General features: G+C 71.0%; 19 protein-coding genes and 3 pseudogenes. 10 read left to right on the forward strand and 12 right to left on the reverse strand.

Going from position 1 to position 19,173, the window contains the following annotated elements; genetic code table 11:
- Positions 1-15: 15 nt before the first annotated feature.
- Positions 16-498: a CBS domain-containing protein gene (locus ACWGJB_RS39300; RefSeq protein ID WP_453384824.1), complete on the reverse strand. Its 483-nt coding sequence runs from the start codon at positions 496-498 to the stop codon at positions 16-18.
- A gap of 248 nt (positions 499-746) precedes the next feature.
- On the opposite strand from ACWGJB_RS39300, the gene ACWGJB_RS39305 reads away from it, so the two are divergent.
- Positions 747-1,625, forward strand: a complete 879-nt coding sequence (locus ACWGJB_RS39305) for an alpha/beta fold hydrolase (protein ID WP_453384825.1) — start codon at positions 747-749, stop codon at positions 1,623-1,625.
- A 182-nt stretch (positions 1,626-1,807) separates the two neighbouring features.
- On the forward strand, positions 1,808-2,383 hold the full coding sequence (locus ACWGJB_RS39310; RefSeq protein ID WP_453384826.1) for a TerD family protein: 576 nt from the start codon (positions 1,808-1,810) through the stop codon (positions 2,381-2,383).
- Between the two features lie 9 nt (positions 2,384-2,392).
- Here ACWGJB_RS39310 and ACWGJB_RS39315 read toward each other — a convergent pair whose 3' ends face one another.
- Entirely contained in the window at positions 2,393-2,737 is a 345-nt protein-coding gene (locus tag ACWGJB_RS39315; protein WP_453384827.1) for an STAS domain-containing protein, read from the reverse strand.
- A gap of 263 nt (positions 2,738-3,000) precedes the next feature.
- A complete protein-coding gene (locus ACWGJB_RS39320; RefSeq protein WP_453384828.1) occupies positions 3,001-3,264 on the reverse strand; it encodes an Rv1733c family protein in 264 nt (87 codons plus the stop codon).
- Positions 3,265-3,281: 17 nt separating this feature from the next.
- Here ACWGJB_RS39320 and ACWGJB_RS39325 point away from each other — a divergent pair.
- Together ACWGJB_RS39325 and ACWGJB_RS39330 are read left to right on the forward strand one after the other, a co-directional pair.
- Positions 3,282-3,650, forward strand: a pseudogene (locus ACWGJB_RS39325) (galactose oxidase early set domain-containing protein); the annotation flags it as partial.
- 122 nt (positions 3,651-3,772) lie between these two features.
- Positions 3,773-4,510 carry a flavodoxin family protein gene (locus tag ACWGJB_RS39330; protein WP_453384829.1) on the forward strand — a complete coding sequence of 246 codons (738 nt, stop codon included), beginning with the start codon at positions 3,773-3,775 and terminating at the stop codon, positions 4,508-4,510.
- Between the two features lie 9 nt (positions 4,511-4,519).
- Here ACWGJB_RS39330 and ACWGJB_RS39335 read toward each other — a convergent pair whose 3' ends face one another.
- From ACWGJB_RS39335 to ACWGJB_RS39345, 3 genes are all read right to left on the reverse strand, one after another.
- Positions 4,520-6,325: a copper resistance CopC/CopD family protein gene (locus tag ACWGJB_RS39335; protein WP_453384830.1), complete on the reverse strand. Its 1,806-nt coding sequence runs from the start codon at positions 6,323-6,325 to the stop codon at positions 4,520-4,522.
- 122 nt (positions 6,326-6,447) lie between these two features.
- Complete coding sequence (locus ACWGJB_RS39340; RefSeq protein WP_453384831.1) at positions 6,448-6,753, reverse strand: hypothetical protein; 306 nt, start codon at positions 6,751-6,753, stop codon at positions 6,448-6,450.
- A gap of 527 nt (positions 6,754-7,280) precedes the next feature.
- Positions 7,281-7,787, reverse strand: coding sequence for a nitroreductase family deazaflavin-dependent oxidoreductase (locus ACWGJB_RS39345; protein ID WP_453384832.1), 507 nt, complete (start codon positions 7,785-7,787; stop codon positions 7,281-7,283).
- 187 nt (positions 7,788-7,974) lie between these two features.
- Between ACWGJB_RS39345 and ACWGJB_RS39350 the strand changes: the two genes are divergently transcribed.
- The 3 genes from ACWGJB_RS39350 to ACWGJB_RS39360 all read left to right on the forward strand — a co-directional run bounded on the left by ACWGJB_RS39350 (position 7,975) and on the right by ACWGJB_RS39360 (position 10,549).
- Complete coding sequence (locus tag ACWGJB_RS39350; protein ID WP_453384833.1) at positions 7,975-9,063, forward strand: PP2C family protein-serine/threonine phosphatase; 1,089 nt, start codon at positions 7,975-7,977, stop codon at positions 9,061-9,063.
- Between the two features lie 34 nt (positions 9,064-9,097).
- Positions 9,098-9,637, forward strand: a complete 540-nt coding sequence (locus tag ACWGJB_RS39355; protein ID WP_453384834.1) for a MarR family winged helix-turn-helix transcriptional regulator — start codon at positions 9,098-9,100, stop codon at positions 9,635-9,637.
- 207 nt (positions 9,638-9,844) lie between these two features.
- Positions 9,845-10,549, forward strand: a complete 705-nt coding sequence (locus tag ACWGJB_RS39360) for a hypothetical protein (protein WP_453384835.1) — start codon at positions 9,845-9,847, stop codon at positions 10,547-10,549.
- A 35-nt stretch (positions 10,550-10,584) separates the two neighbouring features.
- On the opposite strand, the pseudogene ACWGJB_RS39365 reads toward ACWGJB_RS39360, so the two are convergent.
- The 5 genes and pseudogenes from ACWGJB_RS39365 to ACWGJB_RS39385 all read right to left on the reverse strand — a co-directional run bounded on the left by ACWGJB_RS39365 (position 10,585) and on the right by ACWGJB_RS39385 (position 15,094).
- A pseudogene (locus ACWGJB_RS39365) lies at positions 10,585-11,324 on the reverse strand (DUF4142 domain-containing protein).
- A 114-nt stretch (positions 11,325-11,438) separates the two neighbouring features.
- A complete protein-coding gene (locus ACWGJB_RS39370; protein ID WP_453384836.1) occupies positions 11,439-12,221 on the reverse strand; it encodes a DUF4142 domain-containing protein in 783 nt (260 codons plus the stop codon).
- A 134-nt stretch (positions 12,222-12,355) separates the two neighbouring features.
- Positions 12,356-13,060, reverse strand: a pseudogene (locus ACWGJB_RS39375) (DUF4396 domain-containing protein).
- A 2-nt stretch (positions 13,061-13,062) separates the two neighbouring features.
- Complete coding sequence (locus ACWGJB_RS39380) at positions 13,063-13,308, reverse strand: hypothetical protein (protein ID WP_453384837.1); 246 nt, start codon at positions 13,306-13,308, stop codon at positions 13,063-13,065.
- A 106-nt stretch (positions 13,309-13,414) separates the two neighbouring features.
- A complete protein-coding gene (locus tag ACWGJB_RS39385; protein ID WP_453384838.1) occupies positions 13,415-15,094 on the reverse strand; it encodes a chloride channel protein in 1,680 nt (559 codons plus the stop codon).
- A 414-nt stretch (positions 15,095-15,508) separates the two neighbouring features.
- Between ACWGJB_RS39385 and ACWGJB_RS39390 the strand changes: the two genes are divergently transcribed.
- Entirely contained in the window at positions 15,509-15,673 is a 165-nt protein-coding gene (locus tag ACWGJB_RS39390; protein ID WP_453384839.1) for a hypothetical protein, read from the forward strand.
- Positions 15,674-15,709: 36 nt separating this feature from the next.
- On the opposite strand, the gene ACWGJB_RS39395 is transcribed toward ACWGJB_RS39390, so the two are convergent.
- The gene (locus tag ACWGJB_RS39395; RefSeq protein ID WP_453384840.1) at positions 15,710-17,104 is read right to left on the reverse strand and encodes an amino acid permease; all 1,395 of its coding nucleotides are present in this window, start codon (positions 17,102-17,104) and stop codon (positions 15,710-15,712) included.
- A 308-nt stretch (positions 17,105-17,412) separates the two neighbouring features.
- Between ACWGJB_RS39395 and ACWGJB_RS39400 the strand changes: the two genes are divergently transcribed.
- On the forward strand, positions 17,413-18,699 hold the full coding sequence (locus ACWGJB_RS39400; RefSeq protein WP_453384841.1) for an FAD-dependent monooxygenase: 1,287 nt from the start codon (positions 17,413-17,415) through the stop codon (positions 18,697-18,699).
- Positions 18,700-19,152 carry a nuclear transport factor 2 family protein gene (locus ACWGJB_RS39405; protein ID WP_453384842.1) on the forward strand — a complete coding sequence of 151 codons (453 nt, stop codon included), beginning with the start codon at positions 18,700-18,702 and terminating at the stop codon, positions 19,150-19,152. It abuts the gene before it with no gap.
- The last annotated feature ends 21 nt before the right edge of the window (positions 19,153-19,173 follow it).

Here is a 19,173-nt window from a genome sequence, read left to right on the forward strand (position 1 = left end):
CTCGGTGAGGGCCGCTCAGGCGGTCGGCGCACCCGTCACGCCCGCCTTGCCCAGAAGCTCGTGCAGCAGGTGCGAAGCGGTGACGACCCCGAGCAGATGGGTGCCGGCCCTGTCCTTCGTCGCCACCGCGACCAAGGGACTGCGTACCCGTGCCATCAGCGCGGCGACCTCCAGCGCGGTGTCGTCCGGGTCGGCGATCGGCGGCGCGGGAGCGGTACGCGACAGACAGTCGCCGACCCGCCGTCCGGCCAGCGCCTGGCAGATCCGGTCGGCGTGCTGCTCGTCGACGACCGCAGCGAGTGTGGGGTCCTCGACGACATACGCCGGCACCAGCACCTTGACCATCTGCGAGGCCGGCAGGATCGCCTTCGGCTCCCCGCGCTCGTCCAGCACGAGCAGTGCCGGCAGCTTGTGCTCGGCCATCAGCCGTGCCGCGTCCAGAGCGTCGCTGTCGACGCTCACCGACTGGTACTCCACCGCCAGATCACGTGCGCGCACGGCCGGCTCCCGTCTTTCCGAAACGTCCCTGTGCCCAGCGTCGTACAGTGCCCGCTCCGCGCGCCAGGTCATCGCGAGGAAACATACGCGACCTGAGCGGCCTTGCGGGATGACGGGGTGAGGGCACGCCCCACCGGCGTGGCGGCCTTGGTGCGCATGCGTGCAGGCGCAGGCCCTCGTGAGTCCACTGTGGGCGGCTACATTCGCTGCGGCAGCGTGTTCGCCGGCCCGGCAGGAGGTGCAGGCGCGTGGTGGTGGGGGCGGAGCGGCCCACGAGTGTCGTACGACTGGACGGGGGCTTGGTCGAGTACCGGTTGGAGCGTCGGGGTCCGGCCACCGTGGTCGTGTTGCACGGCGGGCACACCCGGGCTGGGCTGGCGGTGGGCGAGGAGGTGTTCGCCGAAGCAGGCTGCACGGTGCTGGCGCCGTCGCGGCCCGGCTACGGCCGGACCCCGCTGTCGACCGGTACGACCGCGAGCGGATTCGCGGATGTTGTCCGATCACTCTGCGCCCGCCTGGGCATCACTGAGGTAGCGGCGGTGGTGGGCACCTCGGGGGGTGGGCCGACGGCGGTGACGATGGCTGCCCGCCATCCGGATCTGGTGCGGCGACTGATTCTGCAGAGCGCGGTCGGGTGGCCGGCCTGGCCCGACCGCCGCACCCGGCTCGGCGCGCATGTCGTGTTCGCCGCGCGGACCGAGCGAGTGACCTGGGGTGCGTTGCGGGTGCTCGTGCACCATGCGCCCGAGGCGGGGCTGCGACTGTTGCTGTACGGCCTCAGCACCCTGCCGGTCAGGGAGGTGATGGCCCGCCTCGGGCCCCAGGGGCGCGTGGCAATGATCGAGCTGTTCTGCCGGATGCGGTCGGGCCACGGGTTTCTCAACGATCTGCGGTCCACCCCGGATCTCACCGCCGAGGTCTGCCAGCCCACCCTGGTGATCGCCACCCGCTCGGACGGTGGCGTGCCGTTCGCCCATGCCCTGTCCCTCGCCGCGGCCATCCCCAACGCGGAGCTCCTTGAGAGCCGGGCCGACAGCCACCTCGTGTGGTTCGGGGCCGACTGGCCTGCGATCGCCACGAAGGTCCGCGCCTTCCTCGCGGACAACCCCGGCGGCGGGACGGGTTGACGGTCCCGGTGCCCGCGGCGACCGACCTCGGCGTATCGTCCTTTCGTCCTCCGTCCTTTCCGTTCTCCGCCAGTTCGGCGAGAGGAGCGTCAAGGAAGCATCAAGTGGCTGGTCGCAGGCCATACTTGACGAGCGGGGCCAGATCGGTCCCGCTGCGGTTCGACGCGAGGAGGCGGCGCCTGGTGAGCAGCGTCGGCGAGGGACTCGGCAAGGTCGAGGTACGGCTTAAATGGGACCCGAGCCCTTTCGGGGAACCGCCCCGGCATCTCGACATCGTCGCCGCGACCTACTCCGCGGACGACCCGCACGGCCGGCCGGAGTACATCGTCCACTACGACAGCCGGTCACCCGACGGCACCATCAACATGACCCGGCACAGCCAGAGCGGCCAGGGATTCGGCTACGTCGAGGTGATGGTGCTGGAGTTCGACCGCCTCGCGGCCGCCTACGGGCGGGTAGTGGTGGGCGTGGTCATCCACCAGGACGGCGGACGCCGGACCTTCGGCGACATCTCCAACGCCGGGATTCTGGTCGTCCAGCGCTACGTCGCACTGCTGGCGGACGACTTCACGCAGGTCGCCGACTCCATCGCCACCACCGTGGCCGAGTTCGTCAGAAACGGCTCGGGCGAGTGGGAGATGCGCGAAATGGTCCGGGGATCGGACAGCGACCCGGGGCCCTTCAGTCTGGAGATGGGCGGGGTGCGCCGGCCCCGCAGCGGCCACGCCCCGGAGGAGCGTCAGGCCGGGACGGCCTGAACACGCCGCTCAGGAGCCGCCGCCCGGCTGGGCCGGCAGCACACGGGCAATACCGATCTGGTCCAGGACCGACCGGGCCCGCTCGTCGGCGTGCGTGACGACCACCCGGGTGCCGCGGGCGCGAGCGGCACGCAGCGCGACGAACAGCGCTCTGCAGCCGTCCGGGCTGAGATACGTCACCTTGCCGAGGTCGATCTCCAGAACCTGCGGTCCGGCGTCGATCAGCCGGACCAGGCGCAGGCCGGTCGCCCTGGCGCTGCGGGCGTCGAGCTCACCGCGGAGACGGACGACTTCGCGTGCGGACTGGCCGTGTGCAACGGGTCGTCGGGGGAAACGCGAGCGGAAGAGGCGCATCGGTGGCTCCGGGGCAGCGGACGACGTCCGCCGACCAGACTTCCCGGCACACCTACTGCACACCATATCGGGGGTGCCGGCAGAGCGCCCGTTCTGAGCCGTGGGGCGAACCCGGGCGCCCGAATAGTACGGATCCAGGACGCTGGGTACTCGCGGGATCATGTGTCACCTCGATCCCGATCTCCCGCTGCCGGTACCGACAGGCCGGCGCCCGCGCGGTCGGGCCGGGGCATACGTGGCGCCTGACCGACTCGGAGGTCCCGTCACCCGGTGTTCCATCCCCTGGGGCTGTCGACACGCGCCCACTCCTCGTCCCACCGCTCCAGCCGTCGTCGCTCCAGTCGGACACGGACGAGCTGGGCGCCGCCGAGCACCGCACCGGCCGTGGCCAGGGCGACCAGCGTGCAGGTCCAGGCCGCCTGGAACGCCGTCTCGTCCGGCGTGAGCGGCCGTGACCTCAGCCGGCCCTGGCGGTCGGTCCACACCGCGACCGGCGTGCCGGCCTTCGCGCCGGGGTGCGCCGTCACGCGGCCGGTACGCGTGGGCCAAGACCAAGCCCGGCGTGTTCGAACAGCGCCTGGAGATCTACACCCCGCCGTACCTGTACCGCAGCTCGCGGCCGTCGCTCACCGGTGGCCCGAAAACCGTCGGGCTGGGGCAGACGGCGACCTTCACCACCAAGCACGCCTCGGTCATCAAGACGGCACGACTGGTCCACCCCAGCTCCACCACCCACGTCACCGACGTCGAACAGCGCTCCATCGCCCTGCCGTTGAAGAGGACGAAAGACGGCAGAGGCATCCGGGTCACCGTCCCGAAGAACCGCGACCTGGCCCCGGCCTGCTGCTACATGCTCTTCGTGACCGACGACCAGGGCACCCCGTCCAAGGCGCTGTGGGTGCGTGTGCCCTGAGGACGGCAGGGCCAATCGGAGGTGCCGCGGTGGCGACCGGCACAGGAGGCCCACAGGCTGAAGCCCGGATGTGGACGACTCGCCGCGCACCGTGCGACGGCAGGGCCTTTCAGGAGGATCGTGTGACCACTTCGCCGTCCGCCGGCGCCGCCCCACCGGCCCGGTACGACGACCTACACGCCCTGGTGATCAACTGCACCCTCAAGCGTTCCCCGGAGACCAGCAACACTCAGGGACTGATCGACCGCAGCACCGCCATCATGGAGGCGCAAGGCGTGCAGGTCGACGTGGTGCGGGCGGTGGACCACGACATCGCCACCGGTGTGTGGCCCGACATGACGGAGCACGGCTGGGAGACGGACGCCTGGCCCGATCTGTACCAGCAGGTCATGGAGGCCGACATCCTCGTGCTGGCCGGCCCCATCTGGCTGGGTGACAACAGTTCGGTGATGAAGCAGGTGATCGAACGCCTCTACGCCTGCTCCAGCCTGCTCAACGAGGCGGGCCAGTACTCCTATTACGGCCGCGTCGGCGGTTGTCTGATCACCGGCAACGAGGACGGCGTCAAGCACTGCGCCATGAACGTGCTCTACAGCCTCCAGCACCTGGGCTACACCATCCCGCCCCAGGCGGACGCCGGATGGATCGGCGAGGCGGGCCCCGGCCCCTCGTACCTCGATCCGGGCTCCGGCGGCCCGGAGAACGACTTCACCAACCGCAACACCACCTTCATGACCTGGAATCTGCTTCACCTGGCGCGGGCGCTCAAGGACCTGGGCGGAATCCCCGCCTACGGCAACCAGCGCACATCCTGGGACGCCGGCTGCCGCCGCGACTACGAGAACCCGGAACACCGTTAGGCAGGACGGTCACTGCCGGATCGTCACAGTCTTCTCCACGGTGACCTGGTCGATGTCCGAGATCCGGACGGTCGCCTTCATGGTCCAGGTCCCGGCGACCGGGAGGTTGAGGGTGTCGCTGCCCCAGTAGCCGCGTTCGTCGACGAGGCCCGCGTTCAGCGGGCCGATCCCCCGGTCGGTGTCCGTAAAGGTCAGGCGGAGTTCGGGGATGGTGACGGGACTGTCGTCGGCGCCGTAGACCAGCGCCTCCACGGCGTTCCGGCCCGTCCGGCCCGGCGAGAGGCTGACCTGGACCTTGCCGCGCCCGACAAGGGTGCTCGTACCGGTGTCGTACGGGATCAGGGTCAGGGAGATGTCGGGCTGACCGGGCACCCTGCTGGCGGTGGCCGCCGTGTCGGCGGCGGCCCGGCCCGTCTGGGTGCCGGTCAGCAGGGTCGTGAGCACGAGGACCGCCACGCCGATCGCCACTTCCGCCAGCACCGACCGGCGCAACCCGCGCCGCGGCGCCTGGGAAGTGAGGCCCGCCGTGTCGCTGCCCTCGGCCGGGGGAGGGAATCCGCCGTGGCCTGCGGCGATCAGGACCCGTTCGTCCTCCGGCGCGGGCAGTAGCCGGGCCGTCCAGCGCCGGGAGTACGACGCGGCGAACAGCATCAGCAGCACGGCCCAGATCTTGAACGCGAGGATCCTGCCGTAGGGGGTGGTGAACGCCTGCCAGGAGCCGAGTCCGCGCCAGGATTGGTAGACACCGGTGACGGCCAGCACGGCCACCGAGGCGAGCGCGATGCGGGAGAAACGGGCTACGGCGGCGGGCGGCAGCGGATCCTCGGCGGGGGTGCGGTAGAGCGTGACCAGCAGCGCGGTCAGGCCGCCCAGCCAGACCGCCATGGCCAGCAGGTGCAGCGTGGTGGAGGCCACGGCCACGGGCACCTGGACTCCGACGGCGGCGTGCTCGGCCGCCACCCAGGTCGCGGCCAGGCCCAGCACGAGCACACCGCTCGCCGCGATGACGCGCGGTGTGGGCTTCGGCTCTGGCAGTCGGCGCCGCACGAGCACGGCCACCATCAGGAGCAGGACCAGCCGGGCCAACAGGGCGATCCCCGGCCGGGTGCCCACCGCTTGGCGCAGCGCGCCCAGGTCGAGCACCCCGGCCGGTCCGTCACCGCTGTCGTAGGGGCCGCGCAACAGCACCAGCGCGATCGTGGACCCCAGCAGCGTCCACCAGCCGATCGCGAACGGCCGGCGCACCAGCCGTACGGCAGTGGCGGAACGCCAGCAGGCCAGGACGAACACGGCGACACCGATCAGCAGCGCCAGACCGCCGTAGGCGACATAGCGGCCGATGCCGTACAGCGCGTTGACCGTGGGGTCGACGGCTGGTGCGGCGGCGGTGGTGGCGCGGGTCGCCGAGGGCTTTCCGACGGAGAAGGTGAACGCGCCCGACACGGCGTGGCTGTCCGCCGACACCACCCGCCAGGACACGGTGTAGGTGCCCTGCTCCAGACCGTCCGTCAGGTTCACCTGGTCGGTGTCGCCCTTGCCGCCCGCGTGGTGCGGTCGGCCCGCGGTCACCGGACGGCCGTCCGGGTCGACCACCCGCAGCGAGTCCTCGACCAGGGTGACCGACTCGTCGAACGTGGCCGTGACCTGTTTCGGCGCGGTCTTCAGCACACCGCCGTCGCGTGGGTCGCTGCCGGTCAGCGTCGCGTGCGCCGACGCGGGCGCGGCACCGCCGAGAAGGGCACCGACGAGCACGGCGAGCAGCGCGAGCAGTGAGCGGACCAAGTACCTGATGTCGTTCACCTGTCGTCGTGCCACGTGGGTTCTCCGGTTTCCGGTTCCTGGTCCGGTGACACGTACGGACGTGGCCCGACTCGTGCTCACCCGATGGCGTCCTTCGACCGCGGAACGGCGGCTGGCGGCGGGTGATCCCGCGTGCCTCACCCGGTGTGGGGCATCGGAGAGGGCGTGCTGGCGTACGTGGAACCCGTCGGCGGGCCGGTGGCGGTGGGTGCTCCGTCCGGCAGGACGTCCTCGGACTGCTGTGTGGTGCCCTCGTCGGGTGTGCCATCAGGGAGGGTTGATCGGGTGGGTATGTGGGAGAGTGCGCCCACGGCCACGATGACGGCGGCGACGACGGCGAGGACACGGCCGGCCCGTCGCTGTCTACCCGGGCCGTCGAGGTCCCGCCAGCCCGCCACCCACGGATCCTCCGGATCACACAGGTCGCCGACCGCGTCGCCCATGCGGCTCGGCCTGGGATCTCGCTCCGTCGCCCGGCGCCACCGTCGCGCGGCGATCCGCCCCGTCGGACCGGGGCGGACACCAGTCGCTCGCTCCTGTGCGGAGGGCTCGCGGGGGCGCTGAGGCCAGGATGGCCTGCTCGTTGTCGTCGAGGAATCTTCGCCATACGGCATCCGGGACGGGCGCACCGCCGTCCTCGGCGCCGGGTCCTCCGTTGCCCGCCGGGTGCTCAGCGACCACCGGCTCTCATCTCCATGCCTGTTTCCTCGACCGGGGGTACATCGTGCTGGAGTGGCGTACTGCTGGAGATTGGAGGGGATGGTGAGGTGCGCGCGTCGGGCCAGGCCCGTGGGGCCCGTCGGCGGCCGGACGCGCCACCCGAGCCCGTTATCCGTGCCGGTCACTCCTGCGCGGGCGCCGGGCGACCCGACCGCCGACTCGGCCCCCCGGTGCAATTTTTGCATGGTGCAAAATTCGATGCCAGTACTTCGGTGGAGTTTCCTGTCGTGGATCATGGTGGCCCTGCGGGTCATTTCGGGCGGAACCCGGGTGCGGCCTCCAGGAGGACGAAGGGAATGGCCCTCCCGGCCAGTCGGTACCCGGCGTCCGTGCCGTCCGGGGCGTATCCCATGAAGGCGCACAGCCGGCGGGCGGTCCGGGGGTGGTGGCGGGCGTAGCGGGCCATGATCTCGGCGCCTTCGTCCGGCGGGAGGAAACGGGCCGTGACGGCGTGCCGGTGGCTGCCCACCTCGATCAGGGTCTTCGGGTCCGCCCGCAGATTGCGGTACCAGGCCGCCGTCGGCCCGAAGCCGGAGGCGACGGTCCAGCTGCGACCGGCCGGGTCGTAGGCGACCACTTCGAGGACCGCCCGGCGATCGAGCCCGCTGAGCCTGCCCGTGTGGTGCAGCAGGAGCAGGCGCTTGCCGACGACCCAGCCCAGTCCGCAGCGGAAGAGGAGTATCCGCAGTCTGGCGGCCAGGCGCCGCCAGCCGACTGGGAGCGCGGGACGGTCCGGCGTGGTCTGACTGCGGGGCATCGTCGCCTCCCGGGGATCGGATGTGCTCGGCTCTCGGCCTCTGTTGAGTAAAAGGTCGAGAAGGGTGCGGCCTGGGCGCGGAAACTCTTGCATAGTCTAAAGACGGGGAGGAGAGGGTGACTGTGTCGGAAGTGGGCAGAGGCAGCGAGAACGGCCGGCGGGTGGTGCCGTATTGCTGGAGGACGTCATGACCGGGCGGACGCCGGCTTCCGGGGGCGTCGTGCTGTCCTGGATGCCGGTGGCGGTGATGGGCGTGGTGGCCGTGGCGGACGTGTTCGCCGGGCCGGGGGTGGGGTTCCTCCCGTTGGTCTCCTTGGGGCCGGCGTTCTCCGGGCTGGTGGGAGGGTGGCGGCGTACGGCGCTGATCGGCGCGGTGGCTCTGCTGGTGTGCGTGGGGCTCGGGATGTACGACGGGCTGTTCGAGGAGCGCCGGGGGTTCACGGCGATGGTGTCGGTGGCGGGTGTCACGGGCGTGGGTGTCGCGGCCGCGGTGATGCGCTCGCGCCGGGAGGCGGAGCTGGCCAGTGTGCGGTCGATCGCGGAGGTGGCCCAGCGGGTGCTGCTGCGGCCGGTGCCACGGACCGCGGGGCCGTTGCAGGCGGCGGTGTCGTACACGTCGGCGGTTGCGGAGGCGCGGATCGGCGGGGACCTGTATGAGGTGGTCGCCTCTCCGCACGGGATCCGGGTGATCGTGGGGGATGTGCAGGGCAAGGGGCTGGCCGCGGTGGAGACGGCGGCCGTGGTGCTCGGCGCGTTCCGGGAGGCGGCCCACGACGAACCCGATCTGGTGGGGCTGGGGGAGCGGCTTGAGCGCAGTGTGGCCCGGGAGTTGGAGGGTGAGAAGTTCGTCACGGCGGTGCTCGCCGAGATCGGCGCCGGTCACGAGGTCGTGTTCCTCAACTTCGGCCATCCGGTCCCGATGGTCGTGCGGCAGGACGGCGCCGTCGACTTCCCGCAGCCGCCTGCTTTCGCTCTCCCTCTCGGGCTGGGCGCCCATGGGGCCGAGGGACCGGAGCCCTATCGGGTGGCCTTTGCGCCCGGCGACCAGCTCCTCCTGTACACCGACGGCGTCACGGAGGCCCGGGACGCACAGGGCTCCTTCTATCCCCTCGGCGACCGGGCCGACCTGCTCAAGGAGCCCGAAGCGGACCACGCCCTGGAGGTTCTGCGGGAAGACCTGGTCAGACATGCCGACGGGCCGCTCCACGACGACGCCGCGATGCTGCTCCTGCGCTACCACGGTCATGGGGAAGGAAAATCTGTTCCCCTCGCGTGAGGGGGCACCGACTTCGGCGCGGTAGAAAGGACCTATGCCGGAGCACGAGACCCCAGCTGGGGCCATGGACGATGTCGACGCGGTCACCAGGGCGGTGCTGACCGCCTCCCGCCTGCTGGTGGCGGTCTCCGCCCGTTCCCTCGCCGAGGTCGAGGAGCGGGTGACCCTGCCGCAGTTCCGGATGCTGGTCGTACTGGCCACCAGAGGCGCCACCAAGCTGGTGGTACTCGCCGACCTCCTCCAGGTGGCGCCGTCGACCGCGATGCGGATGGTCGACCGGCTCATCGCGGCCGGGCTCGCCGACCGGCAGACCAACCCCGACAACCGCCGCGAGACCCTGCTGCAGCTCACCGAGGAGGGCCGGCGCACCGTCGAGCACGTCACCGCCCGGCGCCGCGCCGAGATCGCCGCGATCGTCGCCCGTCTCGGACCGACTCAGCGGCTGGCGCTCATCGAGGCCCTGGGCGCCTTCAACCGGGCCGGCGGCGAGCCCCCGGCGACCCCCGCCGCCGACAATCCGGATCCGCACCCGCTCGGCTGGGTCGTGGACGAGGCGATGGTCCACGACGTGTGATCCGCGGTGGTCCGGGCCGGAACGCGCGGTCGACCAGGATCCGTTTTCGGACACATCTTTGCCGGATCCCACTTGTCTTGCATAATGCAAGGGAATTGTGAACGCGGGCCACGCCGCCCGCTCCGGGGCAGGCGCCGTACGAGTACGTCCGGCCGTGGCAGCACGGCCGCAGCACGGGCGCCGGGGGGCTGAGGAAGGACGCGAAGGATGGCACTCGTGCGCCGGACGCGCCGGGCCTCGCCGTCCGCCGACTCCCACCTCATGGCGCATCTGCGCGGCACGGTCTGGGGGCCCGCTGAGTTCGTCGGCCTTCCGCCGTGGTGGCTGGTCGCGGAGGGAGTCCTCGCGGGGGTGCTCACAGCCGGAGCCGCCGTCGGCACGACGCTCTACGGCGCCTGGACAGGCCGCCCCTCGCTCGCCGATGGCGAGGGGGGCCTGGCCTGCGCGGTGGCACTCGCGCTGTATCTCGTCTCCGTCGGTGCCGGGCGTGCGCTGGTCGGCATCGTCGTGCTGCTCGGCGTCTGCCTCGCACTGCACACCCCGCAGGCCGCGGCCGGCCTGGTGCTGGCGGAACGCGGACGGGTGCAGTCCGTGACCGTGACGTCGGTCGAGGACGGCTGGGCCACGGACGGCGGGCGGGGCCGGTACCTGTGTTCGGTACGGGACGCCGACGGCATCTCGCTCAAGGTCCGGATCTGGCGCGGCTGCGGAGAGACGTCCCGCCCCGGGGACGCGATCACGCTCGTGTACGACCCTGAGGGGCGGGTGCCCCTGCGCGGTGTGGAGGCGGGGTCGGGCGGACTGGAGCCCCTGCGTGGCCTGACGCCGTGGGCGTCCGCTCTCGTCGCCGGAAGCCTGGTCGCGGTTGTCCGCTCCTACCGGCTTACCCGCCCTGCCGACATGAAGCTCTGAGGTGCACCGGCCGAACCCGTGCGGTCTGCCGTTGATCACCCGGCCGTGGGGGTGGGGGCGGGTGAGGCGGTGTTGATGCCGAGGTCGGGTCGCGGGGTGAGGACGACGATCGGGGCGCCGGGCTGCGGGGCGGGCGGGGTGACCTGGTCCTTGGACAGCTTCGGCGGGGTGGTCTGCTGGAAGTTGACCTGGTCGAAGTTGACCACGCCGGTGTTCTCCAGGACCGTGATGTGGTCCAGGACGGTGTCGTTGGCGAGGTCGGCGAGCTGACGCACCAGGGTGTTGGTGGTGCTGGCGCGGATCTTGGCGATGGTCGGGAAGATTTGGCCGTGGGTCACACGCATGATGTTGGCGGCCGTGGAGTCGAACTGCCGCCCCGACTGAGCCGCCGAGGTCGCCACGAACTGCTGTTGTTGCGGGGTGGCCTGGTTGGGCAGGGTGATGTTCAGCATGGGCGCGATCTTGCGGCACAGGTCGTCCAGCCCCGCGTGACCGACGATCAGGTGCTTGCCCGCTTCCTTCATCTCCGGCGTCGAGCCTTTCTCCAGCGCCAGCTCGCCCAGGGGGTACTCCCAGAGACCGGCGGAGCGGACCTTGACGACGAAGTCGCGGTCGCCCTCGGTCAGCGGTCCCACTGGGTGTTGGCGATGGTCCGGGACGGATCGGAGGACGTGGTCTGCACGCCGAGCATGCTCGGGTAGACCAGGGCGGCCAATGTGGCGGTGAGCGCCCCGCCGACGGCGAGGGTTCCGATCGTGGTGCGGGCAACGGGCATGATTCCTCCTGGCGCGAGCAAAGCGTTCGCCAAGAGGTACGCGGGAGTCGCGCCGACCGATCATTGCGCAAGGTAAAACTTGCACGCTGCCATACGGCGCTCGGTGGGGCCGCGTCATCCCGCGGTCGGCGACGGCGTCGGGGACGTCGCGGAGGAGCCCTCCGAGGTGACGGCCGGGCCAGTAGGCACTCCCTCGGTCGACAGCCCGGGGGGCACCGTGAGGACGACCTGGGGTGCGCCCGCCTGCGGCACGGGCGGCGTCACCTGGGCGGACGGAAGCTTCGGCGGGGTCGTTATCTGGAAGTTGACCTGGTCGAAGTTGACCAGTCCGGTCTTCTCCATCTGCGTGATGTGGTCCAGGACCACGTCGTTGGCCTGGTCGGCCAACGCGCGCACGAGGGTGTTCTCGGTCGTGGAGCGGATCTTGGCGATGGTGTTGAAGATCGAGCCGTGCGTGACGCGCAGGACGTTGGCGAAGTCCGTGTCGAACTGCCTGCCCGCGTCCGACTGGAACGTCGCAAGAAAGCCCGCCTGCTGTGGCGTGGGCTGGTTGGGGATGGTGATGTTCAGCATGGGAGCGATCTTCCGGCAGTTGGCGTCGAGCGCGGCGTGCCCGATGACCAGGTGCCGCCCGGCCTCGCGCACCGCCGCGGTCGTCCCCTTCTTCATGGCCAGGTCTCCTGAGGGGCCCTCCCAGAGACCGGCGGAGCGCACGAAGACGACGAAGTTGCGGTCGGCCTCGGTGAGCGGTCCCCACTGGGTGTTGGCGATGATCCGGGACGAGTTCGAGGCGGTGGTCTGAATGCCCAGCATGCTCGGATAGACGAGGGCGGCGAGGGTCAGGCTCAGGGCGCCGCCGACGACGGCGGTTCCGAGCGTGTTGCGCGAGAAGGGCACGTGGCCTCCCGGAGTGGACGGAGTGGTCGTCGCCTGGAGGTACGGGGGCCGCGATGCAAGAGAACCTTTGCTGTAGGTAAAGATTGCATGATGCTAAATTGGCTTCCGGTGGGTGACCGGGTGAGTGGGCGCGGTCACATCCGCCCCTTCCAGCCTGCCCGGATCAGCCAGCCGTTGACCGGCCAGGCCGTGAAGAAGCCGACGATCATGGCGAGCATCAGCAGCCAGTACGCCGCCGTGGTCTTCGCCAGCCCTGGTTCGAAGAGGATCTCCTGGTAGAGCCACATCCCGGCGAACAGGCCGATCTGGAACGACACGATCGAGAGCGTGTCGGCCTTGACCGCCGCCCACAGGCCCTGTGCCGGGGTGATGTCGTGCACCGGGGCGATGCTGAAGTACTGGAAGCCGATGCCCAGCAGTCAGGCGAGGGTGAAGTCCAGCAGGAAGTCGGCGTAGATCGGCTTTCCGGCGAGGCTCATGCCGGTCGCCCGCACCAGCCATTCGCCTCCGATGTCGCCCAGGACGCACCCGGCGCCGCAGTGGCTGACGGCCGTGGCCGAGCCGATCCAGCGGGGCTGCTTCTCCGGATCGGGCTCGCCCTCCCGCTCGATCACCGGGCGGGAGGTGCGCCGGCCGGGGCGGAGGTAGAACCACAGGGTGGCCGGGCCCCAGTGCAGGGCGGTGATCGGGTATACGAGATGCATGATCCACATGCGCTGCCGGTAACCGCGCAGCGTCATGTCAGCCGCGATCACCAGGGCGCTCGCCGCGGCCGGCGTCAGGCTGACCCAGCCCAGCACCTCCAGCCAGTCGGGCGGTTGCTGGTGCGGCTGCGTCATGATCACGTCTCGTACAGGTGTGCCGTCGCGACCCGCCCCGGCCGCATGATGCGGATCTTGCGGCTCTCGCAGGCGGGGCAGCGGGGTGACTGCAGCGGTGACGGGACGGCCTTCCCGTCAAGGCGATACGTGGCGATGATCCGCGTCTCGTCGTCCACGGTCACGTGGATGTCGTATTCCGCCTCCCAGCCGTGTCCGCAGTCGAGGCAGACGAACGAGTAGGCGCGCCGGGTGTCCTCGGTGTGCATGGCCACCTCCCTGGAGCGATGCGTTTCGTCCTTCGGGGCCCTCGTATCCATTTTTGCACAGTGCAAATTAAGAGGCGTTCTGTGTCGGCCGCCTGCGGACGTGCACTCAGCGCGTCGTGTGCACCGCGCGCAGGGCACTCTGGTGGCTGAGCCAGCCGACCGGTTTGCCGTAGTCGGTGTCGAGGACGGGTACCCCGGTACCGGCGGCGGACAGCAGGGCGTGCAGGGCCTGGGTGACGGGCTGGTCGGCGGTGACGGGCGCGGGCGGCTCGGCGAGCTGCCCGACCAGGGTCGGTGCGCCTTCCGGTTCTTCTGTCAGGGCCTCAGCCACAGCCTGCGCGGTGACCACGCCGACATAGCGCCCGGTGTCGTCGACGACCGGGAGCGCGCCGTGGCCGGAGAGGCTGAGCAGGTCGGCGGAGTCGGCGAGCGTGGTCGATGCGGGCAGCGGGGACGGCAGGGGTTCCATCACGGCGCCGACGGGTTGGGTGCCGAGCGGCGCACCCTGGGCGGGGCCTTCGAGGTCGATGCCGCGGCGGCGCAGTTTGAGGGTGTAGATGGTGTCGCGGGTCAGTAGACGGCTGGTGGCGGTGGCCAGCACGATGGCGAGCATCAGCGGGAGGATGATCGAGTATTCGCCGGTGAGTTCGAAGAGGATCACCACGGCGGTGATCGGCGCCCGTGCCGCGCCGGCGAAGACGGCGCCCATGCCGACCAGGGCGTACGCGCCGGCCGCGCCGGCGGAGGCGGGCAGCAGGTGGTGGACGCCGATGCCGTACGCCGAACCGAGCATCGCCCCGATGAAAAGGCTGGGCGCGAACACCCCGCCCGAGCCGCCGATGCCGATCGTCAGGCTGGTCGCCAGCATCTTGCCCACCAGCAGCAGGAGCAGGAAGCCGACCGCGTAGCCGCCCTCGGTCGCCTTCTGCAGCACCGGGTATCCGACGCCGTACATCTCCGGCAGTACCAGCAGCACGACACCGAGTGCCAGTCCGCCGACCGTCGGGCGGAGCCACTCGGGGCCGCGCCAGCTCCAGTCGCAGGCATCCTCGATCAGGTACAGGAAGCGGGAGAAGCCCACCCCCACCCCGGCCGCGACTATGCCCAGGGCCGCGAACAGGCCGTACTGGACGAGGTGGTCGACGTGGAAGCCGGGGAGCCGCAAGAAAGCGACGTCGCCGAATGCGGCGCGACCGATGACGCTCGCAGTGACGCTCGCCAGCACGGTGGCACCGAAGGCTTCCGCGCTGAAGGTGCCCAGGATCAGCTCCATGGCGAAGAAGACACCCGCCAGCGGGGCGTTGAAGGTGGCGGCGATGCCGCCCGCCGCGCCGCAGGCGACCAGCAGCTTCATCCGGCCCTCGGTCACCTTCGTGACCCGGCCGAGGGTCGAGCCGAGCGCCGAACCGACCTGCACGATCGGGCCCTCACGGCCGACCGAACCACCCGAGCCGATGCACAGGGCGGATGCCAGCGTCTTGACGACAGCGACCTTGGGGCTGATCCGCCCGCCGCGCTGGGCGACAGCCAGCATCACCTCGGGTACGCCGTGCCCGCGCGCCTCCTTGGCGAACCGGTTCACCAGTGGCCCGTACAGCAGCCCACCGACGACCGGGGCGAGCAGCACGAAGTACGGGCCGAGCCAGGGCAGGTGCGAGTTGCTCGCGCCGGGGGAAGCCGAGTAGTCGGCGTGGCCGGAGAAGAGGTGCGTGAAGGTCTTGATGCACCAGCGGAAGACGACCGAACCGGCCCCGGCTCCGGCACCGACCGCGACGGCCAAGGCCATCAGGCCCCACGGGGCGGTGCGTAGTTCCGCCTGTCCTGGTGTGAGTGTGAAACCCCTTGCCGTCGTGCTGGTCACCTGGTTCCTGTCCCTTGCTGCCGGTATTGCGGGCATCGCGTCGACCTCCCTCACCTTTGCATTATGCAAAACGAGTCAAGGGGGTGCGTCACACGGGGCTACCCGCCTCCGTCGGAAACCTGGTCCGGTTGTCCGCCCGGCCGGGTCGAAGGACCCCTTGGCGCGACCACGCTCGCGCGAGCGTGGCCTTGGGTAAATGGGCGAACCGCGGAGGTGAACCGTGAGCGGCCAGAGCTCACCGCCCCTGATCGTGGTGGGCGTGGACGGGTCGGAGTCGAGCCGGGCGGCGCTGCGCTGGACGGCACGCCAGGGCGGGTCGACCGGTGCGTTCTGCTTCCCGTGCTCGCCTGGCAGCTGCCGCCCACCTGGGGCATGCCGGTGGACTACTTCGACGTCGACTTCGAGAAAAAGGCCGGCGACGACCTGCGGCGCACGGTCGAGAAGGCCCTGATCGCCCGGACGTGCCCGTCGCCCCTCAGGTGGCGCAGGGGCACCCGGCAGTAGTGCTTACCGAGGCGGCCCGGAACGCCGGCCTGGGTGTCAGTCCGCCTCGGCGCGCGCTTCGATGTCCTCGATGCCGGTCGGGCGGCCGGCCCGTGTCCACCGGGCGTAGAGGCCGGCCGCGATGAGCAGGGTGGCGGCCAGGGAGAGCATGGGCCAGCCGCGCAGCAGGTTCACCGCGAGGGTGAAGGCGACGGCCGCGGCGGCCAGGCCGTTGACCCAGGCCAGGGCCGTCTTGTTCGCCCGGGTGGCGAAGCGTGCCATGGCGAGGAGCCCTACCAGGAAGCTGACGAAGACGGCGACCGCGTAGAACAGGACGAGTTCCTGCTCCTGGCCGGCCGCCGCGACGATGATCAGTGCGGCGGCGGCCAGGTAAACCACGACCGACCAGTACGGGGTGTGGTGTCGGTTGGCCCGGCCCAGGACCGGCGGCAGCACGCCGGGCCGCTCGGCCGTACCGGCCAGGGCTTTCAGCAGCCCGGGCCCGGCCTGGAAGGAGGAGCTGGCCGCGGCGAGCAGCAGGAGCGAGCTGGTCAGCTGGAAGGCGCCGTACAGCCAGCCCGGTCCGGTGGCGGCGTGCGCGATGTCGGCGATCTGGGTGGAGTCGGTGCCGGGGATGCCGATGTGCAGGCGTACGGCGAGGGCGGTAAGGGCCAGGGTGAGGCCGCCGACGATGACCAGCAGCAGTGCGAGTGTGCCGCGGCCGAAGCGCCGGCGGTGGGTGTCGTCGAGCTGGCCGAGCTGGGCGATCGCGGTGGACGGCGCCTCGATACCGGTGGCCAGCGCCATCGCGACCGGGAAGGCCAGCACCACCGCGAGCACGGCGGAGTGTCCCGGGTCGGTCGTGGCGGTGGCGTGCCCGGTGCCGTGCGGGGAGGTGAAGCCCAGGACCAGAACGGCCACCGAGATGACGACGAAGGCGACGGTCATGACGGCGAACAGCAGCCGCCCGCCGTGCCCGAACCACGTCAGCCCCGCCACCACCAGGAGCAGCAGCAGCGCGAGCGGGATCCGGAACGGGGCGAGACCGGGGAAGAGGGCGATCACCGCGCTCGTCGCGGCCGCGATCGAGATGCCGATGGTCAGCACGAAGTCGACGACCAGGGCGCCGATGGGCAGGAACGTCCAGCGCGCGCCGAAGGCCCGCCCGGCCGCGGCCGCCGCACCGCCGCCCTTGGGGAAGCGCCGTACGAGCTGCCAGTAGTTCGCGGTGACGAGCACGACGAGGCCGATGACCAGGCTCATCGTCGGCAGCAGCAGCGCGAGGTCGCCGTGCAGGGCGCGCAGCGCGGCCTCGATCGCGTAGGCGACCGAGGAGACCGGGTCGGCGATCACCGCGAAGGCGAACGCGAAGAAGAGAACGGAACGGCGTGGACCGCGTCCGCGCAAGACGGGTGACGGGGCGGCTGCGACGGCCGACTTAGGCGGGGTCACGGGAAGACCTTCCTCGATGTCCGAAACGGAGGGCGAAACAGGGGGGACACTTCGCCGACCCGTCTTCCCGGCACACCGCTCTCGAAGATACGTCAAAGAGCCGTCAGTGAGGCGTTAGGGAAGCGTCAAGATGCCCAGGGCGGCGCACCGCCGCGCGAAGAGGGCGCCGTCGGCTCGGCCGGGGAAAAGGTGGCCTGGCCCGGAAACCGGCCGGCCGCCCGAGGTCTCCTTGCGTCGAGCTTTGCATAATGCAAAAGTATGGGGAGGGTGCGCGAGCGCTCCAGGTGCGAAAGAGGCGGTGCACACCGATGAAGGCAGTGATCTGCGGCGCCGGTATCGCGGGGCTGTCGTTGGCCGGCCGCCTGCACAACGTGCTCGGCTGGGAGGTCGTGGTCGTCGAGAAGGCGCCGGGACCCCGCACCGAGGGCTACATGATCGACTTCTTCGGCCCGGGCTACGACGCTGCCGAGGCCATGGGTGTACTGCCCTGGCTGGAGGAACTGGGCTATCCGATCTCCGGGGCGGCGTTCGTCGACGACCGGGGCCGGTGCCGTGCCCGGCTCGGGTACGACCAGTTCGCCCGGTCCCTGAACGGGCGCCTGCTGAGCATCATGCGGTCCGACCTCGAACTCGCCCTGCGCGAACGGCTGTCCTTCGCCGTCGGCCTGCGGTTCGGTGTCGGCCCGGCACACATCGACGCGAGCACCCACGGTGTTCGCGTCACCCTCACCGACGGCAGCAGCGTCGACGCCGACCTCCTCGTCGGGGCCGACGGCATGCACTCCACCGTGCGGGCCCTGGCCTTCGGCGAGGAGCGGCGATACGTACGGTACCTGGGCTACCACACGGCCGCGTTCACCTTCGACGACCCCGAGGCGCACGTGGAACTCGGCGACCGGTTCTGCCTCACCGACACCGTCGGCAGGCAGATGGGCCTGTACGCTCTGCGGGACGGAAAGGTCGCCGCGTTCGCCGTGCACCACGCCACCGAACCCCGCCTGCCCGACGACACCCGGGCAGCTCTGCGCCGCGAGTACGGCTCGCTCGGCTGGCTCGTGCCCCGAGCCCTCGCCAACTGCCCGCCGCCCTCGCGGATCTACTACGACCAGGTCGCCCAGACCGACCTGCCGTCCTGGAGCCGCGGGCGGGTCGTCCTGATCGGCGACGCCTGCCACGCCGTGTCCCTGCTCGCCGCGCAGGGTGCCTCGCTGGCGATCGCCGGCGCCTACGTCCTGGCCGACCAGCTCGCCGGATCCCGCAGCATCGAGGAAGCGCTCGCCGGATACGAACGGCTCTGGCGGCCGGTCATCACACGCAGGCAGCGTTCCGCTCGCAGAACCGCCCGCTGGTTCGTCCCCGCATCCCCCCGGCAACTACGGCTGCGCCGGCTGGGCCTGCGGTCCGTCGGCCTGCCAGGAGCGAGCCGCATCGCCGGCACCGCACTCGCCGGCCGGCAGCGACCGTACCTGCGTCAACTCGCCTCGGTACCGGCTTGGGCGGGGACGCCGGACGGGAGCGCGCAGCGCCCGGGTCGCAGCAAACGTGCGCAGGCGGCGAAGAGTTCCGGCGAGCAGACCCGTAACGCGGAGAGTTAGATGCCATCAAGTCCCAGGCCCGGCCCGAGCGTTGTCACCGCTCGTCTGCGCGAGGCGCTGGAAGCCGCCGACTGCCGACTGCTCGCCGACATCCTGCACCCGAACGTCCACTGGAACCCGCCAGAAGGAGGCGAAACGGGCTGCCACGCCCGCTCCCACGTCCTGAGCCGATGTTCCCGCCTGCACGCGCTCGGACTGCGGGCGAGAGCCGAGGAGACCTTCACCTACCCGGCGGCCGTCGTCCTCGGACTGCGGATCCGCGGCACGGTGCCACCGGCCGACCCGGAGAGCGTGGGGTACCACGTCTTCGATGTCACCGGCGGCCTGATCACCCGAATCACCGGCTACGCCGACCGCGCCCAGGCGCTCGAAGCGGCCTTCACCGGCGCCACCACGGGATACACGATGGAACGCGGACCCATACCTGGACACCGAACGCGAGCCTCAGGATGAGGCGACCCGCGCCTGGAACCT

The organism is Streptomyces sp. NPDC054813 (assembly GCF_053611365.1).

Coding starts and splice junctions, on each gene's coding strand:
- ACWGJB_RS39315 (WP_453384827.1), bottom strand. CDS start 2,737: ATGCGCCTCTTCCGCTCGCGTTTCCCCCGACGACCCGTTGCACACGGC.
- ACWGJB_RS39340 (WP_453384831.1), bottom strand. CDS start 6,753: ATGGGCGACGCGGTCGGCGACCTGTGTGATCCGGAGGATCCGTGGGTG.
- ACWGJB_RS39345 (WP_453384832.1), bottom strand. CDS start 7,787: ATGCCCCGCAGTCAGACCACGCCGGACCGTCCCGCGCTCCCAGTCGGC.
- ACWGJB_RS39350 (WP_453384833.1), top strand. CDS start 7,975: ATGACCGGGCGGACGCCGGCTTCCGGGGGCGTCGTGCTGTCCTGGATG.
- ACWGJB_RS39355 (WP_453384834.1), top strand. CDS start 9,098: ATGCCGGAGCACGAGACCCCAGCTGGGGCCATGGACGATGTCGACGCG.
- ACWGJB_RS39360 (WP_453384835.1), top strand. CDS start 9,845: ATGGCACTCGTGCGCCGGACGCGCCGGGCCTCGCCGTCCGCCGACTCC.
- ACWGJB_RS39380 (WP_453384837.1), bottom strand. CDS start 13,308: ATGCACACCGAGGACACCCGGCGCGCCTACTCGTTCGTCTGCCTCGAC.
- ACWGJB_RS39385 (WP_453384838.1), bottom strand. CDS start 15,094: ATGGCCTTGGCCGTCGCGGTCGGTGCCGGAGCCGGGGCCGGTTCGGTC.
- ACWGJB_RS39400 (WP_453384841.1), top strand. CDS start 17,413: ATGAAGGCAGTGATCTGCGGCGCCGGTATCGCGGGGCTGTCGTTGGCC.
- ACWGJB_RS39405 (WP_453384842.1), top strand. CDS start 18,700: ATGCCATCAAGTCCCAGGCCCGGCCCGAGCGTTGTCACCGCTCGTCTG.